This is a genomic window from Arthrobacter sp. Hiyo1 (genome assembly GCF_001263615.2).
Taxonomy (GTDB): domain Bacteria; phylum Actinomycetota; class Actinomycetes; order Actinomycetales; family Micrococcaceae; genus Arthrobacter.
The window spans coordinates 387,808-392,541 of sequence record NZ_DF952468.1 but is presented as its reverse complement, the minus strand read 5'-3'; the positions used below and the strand labels follow the sequence as shown (position 1 = coordinate 392,541).

Genomic DNA, 4,734 nt, shown 5'->3' with positions numbered 1-4,734 from the left:
GCCGGTCAGGGTGGCGATGTCCTGCAGCATGGCCTTGCGGCGGTCGCCGAAGCCCGGAGCCTTGACGGCAACGACGTTCAGGGTGCCACGGATACGGTTCACGATCAGCGTGGACAGTGCCTCGCCGTCGATGTCCTCAGCAATGATAAAGAGGGGCTTGGCAGCCTGCAGGGCCTTCTCGAGGAGCGGCAGGAATTCCTGCAGCGAGGAGATCTTGCCCTGGTTGATCAGGATGAGGGCGTCTTCCAGAACAGCTTCCTGGCGTTCCGCGTCAGTGACGAAGTACGGGGACAGGTAGCCCTTGTCGAACTGCATGCCCTCGGTCAGGACCAGTTCGGTCTGCGTGGTGGAGGACTCTTCGATGGTGATGACGCCATCCTTGCCGACCTTGCCGAAAGCCTCGGCGAGGAGCTCGCCGACCTCATCGCTCTGGGCAGAGATCGCGGCAACGCTGGCAACCTGGGTGCCTTCAACTTCGCGGGCGTTCTCCAGGAGGCGGGCAGCCACGGCCTGGACGGAAACCTCGATGCCGCGCTTGATTTCGCCAGGTGCGGCTCCGGCGGCAACGTTGCGCAGGCCTTCCTTGACGAGTGCCTGTGCCAGCACGGTGGCGGTGGTGGTGCCGTCACCTGCGACGTCGTTGGTCTTGGTGGCGACTTCCTTGGCCAGTTGCGCACCAAGGTTCTCATACGGGTCGTCGAGTTCGACTTCGCGGGCGATCGTCACGCCGTCGTTGGTGATGGTGGGAGCTCCCCACTTCTTGTCCAGAACGACGTTGCGGCCACGCGGGCCAAGGGTGACCTTGACGGTATTGGCGAGCTTGTCAATGCCTGCTTCGAGCGAGCGACGGGCAGCGTCGTTAAACGCAAGCTGCTTTGCCATGGTTGTGTCCTTTCAAGACGGAAAACCCGCACCGCTGATTCGACCGGAAGAAGTCCGACTCGATCTGCGATGCGGGATCCAGGGAATTACTTAACGACGATCGCCAGAACGTCGCGGGCGGACAGAACGAGGTATTCGTTGCCGCCGGTCTTGACTTCAGTTCCGCCGTACTTGGAGTAGATGACGACGTCGCCGACGGTTACGTCGACGGGGACGCGGTTGCCGTTGTCGTCGAAGCGGCCGGGGCCAACTGCGACAACTTCGCCTTCCTGCGGCTTTTCCTGTGCAGTGTCCGGGATGACCAGGCCGGAAGCCGTGGTCTGCTCTGCTTCGAGCGGGCGGACAACAATGCGATCCTCGAGAGGCTTAATGGAGACCGACACTCGGATCTCTCCTTTACGTGAGGTAGTACATGGACTATCAAACCAGGGGTGCCGTGGCGGGCTTACCGTCGTCGCGGTGCCGGTAAGTGCCTGGCGGCATGATTAGCACCCGCCTAGGGAGAGTGCTAATCAAGACTCTATGTAAGCATTAGCACTCGGTCAAGGCGAGTGCCAGAATTCCGTCATGGGTGAACGCCCGAAGCGCCACTTGCGGCTCGAGTAGCTCATTGACCGGCGAGGTCGTCGAAGTCGACGTCCTCGCGTCGTCATAGTCTTCCTTCGGCGCGTTTCCGCGGTTCAGGTAGAGCACTACGCCGCTGGCGAGGGCGACGACGCCGAACACCACCAGCCCGACGATCGCTGCGATGCGGGCACCGGTGTAGGTGTCACGGATGTCCCGGGCCTCGTCGGTGGCGTCCTGGACGCTCTTTCCGGTCATGGAGTAGGTGGCCGCGTTGAAGGAGTCGAGGAAGAAAATAATGATCAAGAGCGCAATGCAGACAACGGCAATCAAAACACCGACGATGAGTGCGGGGCGGGCGTACTTGGAGAGATTTCCGGCGAAGGGACGTTTATCGGGGGCAAAGGGAGAACCATTGGCGTCGTCAGGCTGGCGTACTGGGTTGTCTTCCATGGCATCAACCCTATCCGCCCGGGTGGTCGCGGTTCCCCCTCGGCACTCTATGACGGGCGAGCATTAGGCTGGTTCCCATGGCTGACACACCCCAGGACCAGATTGCCCCCTTGCTGACAACGGAAGGTTGGGAACTCCTGGCATCCTTGGGACCATACCGCGACGGCGACGCCTTCGCCCTCAACGCGCGCCTGCGCAAAGACGGCCACTCCCCCGCGCTCGTGGCCGCCGTCCTCACCCAATCCAGGCTCCGCACCCGGGCCGAGGCCAAGTTCGGAGAATTCGCCCGGCAGATGCTCTTCACCCAGGCCGGCCTGGAACAGGCCACCCGCCTCAATGTTGCAGCCAGGCACGCCGAGCGATTCGCCAAGGCAGGCACGCGGCACGTGGCGGACCTGGGCTGCGGGCTCGGAGCGGACTCCATGGCCATGGCCTCCATGGACATCGAGGTCACCGCCGTGGAGCTCGACGAGACCACCGCAGCCTGCGCCACCATCAACCTCATTCCGTTCCCGCACGCGACGGTAGTGCACTCCGACGCAACCTCGGTGCCCCTCGACGGGGTCGACGGCGTGTGGCTCGATCCGGCGCGACGCACGACGTCGTCGTCGGGAACCAAACGGATCTGGGATCCGGAGGCGTTCTCGCCGCCGTTGTCCTTCGTTGAATCATTGGCGGCGACCGGCAAGTCCGTCGGGGTCAAGATGGGGCCAGGCATGCCGCACGAATCGGTGCCGGCCGGCTGCGAGGCACAGTGGGTTTCGGTGGGCGGGGACGTCACGGAAGTGACGCTGTGGTTCAACGACGTCGCCCGTCCCGGCATCCGTCGCGCTGCCCTGGTGCTCGGGCCGCAAGGCGCAGCCGAGATCACCAGCTGCGAAGATTTCGACGGCGGTCCGGTGCCCGACGTCGGGCCCGTGGAGGGATACCTGTACGAACCGGACGGGGCGGTGATCCGTGCGGGCCTGGTGGCCGACGTCGCACTCCGGTTGGGCGGCCACCTGGTGGACCAGCACATCGCCTATATTTGCGCTCCGGAACTTGTGGAGACCCCGTTCGCCCGCGCCTACAAAGTCCTGGAAGTCATGCCGTTGAACGTCAAGGCCCTCAAAGCCTGGGTGAAGGCGAACGGCGTCGGCGTCCTCGACATCAAGAAACGCGGCACCTCCGTCACCCCGGAGGAGCTGCGGAAGCAGCTGCTCCCGGCAGGAAAAGGCTCAGCAAAAGGCCGCGGCAACAAAACAGCCACCTTGGTCCTCACCAGGATCGGCGAGGAAAAGGTGGCTGTTGTAGTGGAGCCGGTCGCGGCTGCCTGAGCTGGTCCCTGAGCTGTGGCGCCCTATTGGGCGCGCGTGAACTCCTCGGCCGCAGCGACTTGCTCCGGTGTGGGTGTGACGCCGGTGTAGAGCACGAACTGTTCAAGCGCTTGGATGGTGGCCACCTCGGCGCCGGTGATCACGGTCTTTCCTGCCGCGCGGCCGGCTTTGATGAGCGGCGTCTCTGCGGGGAGGGCGACGACGTCGAACACTACCTTCGCGGCCGCCACCGCCGCTTCGGGGAAGGACAGGGAGCTGGACTCGGGTCCGCCGGCCATGCCGATCGGTGTCACGTTTACGAGGACGTCCGCCGTGGACTCCCCTACTTCGGCTTGCCAGCCGAAGCCATAAAGCCCCGCGAGGGCTTGCCCGGGTTTTTCATTCCGGGCAACCACTGTAACGCGGGAGAACCCGGCGTCCCGGAAGGCAGCGGCGGTGGCCTTTGCCATGCCGCCGGAACCGCGGAGCAGCACGGACGACGCCGGGTCGATCGCGTTGCGCTCGATCAGCTGCGCGATCGCGGTGTAGTCCGTGTTGTAGGCCGTCAGTACGCCGGCGTCGTTCACGATCGTGTTGACCGAATCGATTGCGGCCGCCGAAGCGTCCATCCGGTCGACGAGGGCGATGACGTCTTCCTTGTACGGCATCGAGACGGCACAGCCGCGGATGCCCAGGCCGCGCACGCCCGCGATCGCGTTCGGGAGGTCGGTGGGAGCGAAGGCCTTGTAGATCCAGTTCAGGCCAAGCTCCTGGTAAAGGAAGTTATGGAAACGCGTTCCGTTGTTGCTGGGCCGGGCAGAGAGAGAAATACAGAGCGTCATGTCTTTATTGAGGATCGGCATAACGGGGCTTCCTTCGCGTAGCGGGTTCTCTGCCCAGCCTAGACGGGGAGCTAGCCTTGGCGCGCCTTGAAGCGCGGATTCAGCTTGTTGATGACAAAGGTGCGGCCGCGCCGGCGGACCACTTGCGCCCCGGGGACCTTCTTGAGGGCACGCAACGAATTCCTGACTTTCATGGGGTTCTCCTTCTCGTGTTTTCGCTTGGTTGATGGGGGCTTTGTTCCGCCTGGGCTGGAGCTCGACTACAGGGTGGATTCGAGTTCAAAAGGGTCCTCGAGCCCGGCGAAGCCGAGCCTCATCTCGGCTTCGCTCAGCGCGCATGCATCCAGCAGGGACCGGATTTCTGCTGCGTCAACGTCGTCTCCCCTTCCGGTCACGGCAAGCACCGTCCCCCGGTCGCCGAAGCGCGGATGCCAGTCGAGGGCGGCGTCGACGTCGTGGAGTCCGTTTCCGTGCTTCAGGCCTTTGCCGCTGGGGACGGGGCCGATGCCGGCGTCCGCCAGCCACTCGCCCGTACTCTCGAGCCAGACGCGCGGCCCGATTCCCTGCACCGCGATCCGGACTTTGGCAGCCGAGGCAATCCACAAGCGGCCCCGCATCCAGTGGCATCCCCCGGCCAACTTGGGCAGCGCCTCCTGGAAGCGCCTCGGATGAAGGGGTCGCTCCACTTTGTGGAGCAC

7 protein-coding genes are annotated in these 4,734 nt (G+C 64.2%); 1 reads left to right on the top strand and 6 read right to left on the bottom strand.

The genetic code is table 11. From position 1 onward, the window contains the following. The 3 genes from groEL to AHiyo1_RS26025 all read right to left on the bottom strand — a co-directional run. Positions 1 to 882: chaperonin GroEL (gene groEL, locus AHiyo1_RS01745; protein ID WP_113990529.1), on the bottom strand; the 882-nt coding region annotated here is incomplete at its 3' end. A gap of 86 nt (positions 883 to 968) precedes the next feature. Continuing rightward, positions 969 to 1,265: a co-chaperone GroES gene (gene groES / locus AHiyo1_RS01740; protein ID WP_028265041.1), complete on the bottom strand. Its 297-nt coding sequence runs from the start codon at positions 1,263 to 1,265 to the stop codon at positions 969 to 971. A 148-nt stretch (positions 1,266 to 1,413) separates the two neighbouring features. Then, positions 1,414 to 1,899, bottom strand: coding sequence for a hypothetical protein (locus AHiyo1_RS26025; protein WP_253257111.1), 486 nt, complete (start codon positions 1,897 to 1,899; stop codon positions 1,414 to 1,416). A 77-nt stretch (positions 1,900 to 1,976) separates the two neighbouring features. On the opposite strand from AHiyo1_RS26025, the gene AHiyo1_RS01730 reads away from it, so the two are divergent. Next, positions 1,977 to 3,215 carry a class I SAM-dependent methyltransferase gene (locus AHiyo1_RS01730; RefSeq protein ID WP_059387418.1) on the top strand — a complete coding sequence of 413 codons (1,239 nt, stop codon included), beginning with the start codon at positions 1,977 to 1,979 and terminating at the stop codon, positions 3,213 to 3,215. Positions 3,216 to 3,238: 23 nt separating this feature from the next. Here the strand turns inward: AHiyo1_RS01730 and AHiyo1_RS01725 are convergent, their stop codons facing one another. From AHiyo1_RS01725 to AHiyo1_RS26020, 3 genes are all read right to left on the bottom strand, one after another. Beyond that, a complete protein-coding gene (locus tag AHiyo1_RS01725) occupies positions 3,239 to 4,057 on the bottom strand; it encodes a shikimate 5-dehydrogenase (protein ID WP_084784306.1) in 819 nt (272 codons plus the stop codon). Between the two features lie 50 nt (positions 4,058 to 4,107). Continuing rightward, a complete protein-coding gene (ykgO, locus tag AHiyo1_RS01720) occupies positions 4,108 to 4,230 on the bottom strand; it encodes a type B 50S ribosomal protein L36 (protein WP_059387417.1) in 123 nt (40 codons plus the stop codon). A gap of 66 nt (positions 4,231 to 4,296) precedes the next feature. Then, the coding region (locus AHiyo1_RS26020; RefSeq protein WP_253257110.1) for a GTP-binding protein at positions 4,297 to 4,734 on the bottom strand (438 nt) is incomplete at its 5' end.

Coding starts and splice junctions, on each gene's coding strand:
- AHiyo1_RS26025 (WP_253257111.1), bottom strand. CDS start 1,899: ATGGAAGACAACCCAGTACGCCAGCCTGACGACGCCAATGGTTCTCCC.
- AHiyo1_RS01730 (WP_059387418.1), top strand. CDS start 1,977: ATGGCTGACACACCCCAGGACCAGATTGCCCCCTTGCTGACAACGGAA.
- AHiyo1_RS01725 (WP_084784306.1), bottom strand. CDS start 4,057: ATGCCGATCCTCAATAAAGACATGACGCTCTGTATTTCTCTCTCTGCC.
- ykgO (WP_059387417.1), bottom strand. CDS start 4,230: ATGAAAGTCAGGAATTCGTTGCGTGCCCTCAAGAAGGTCCCCGGGGCG.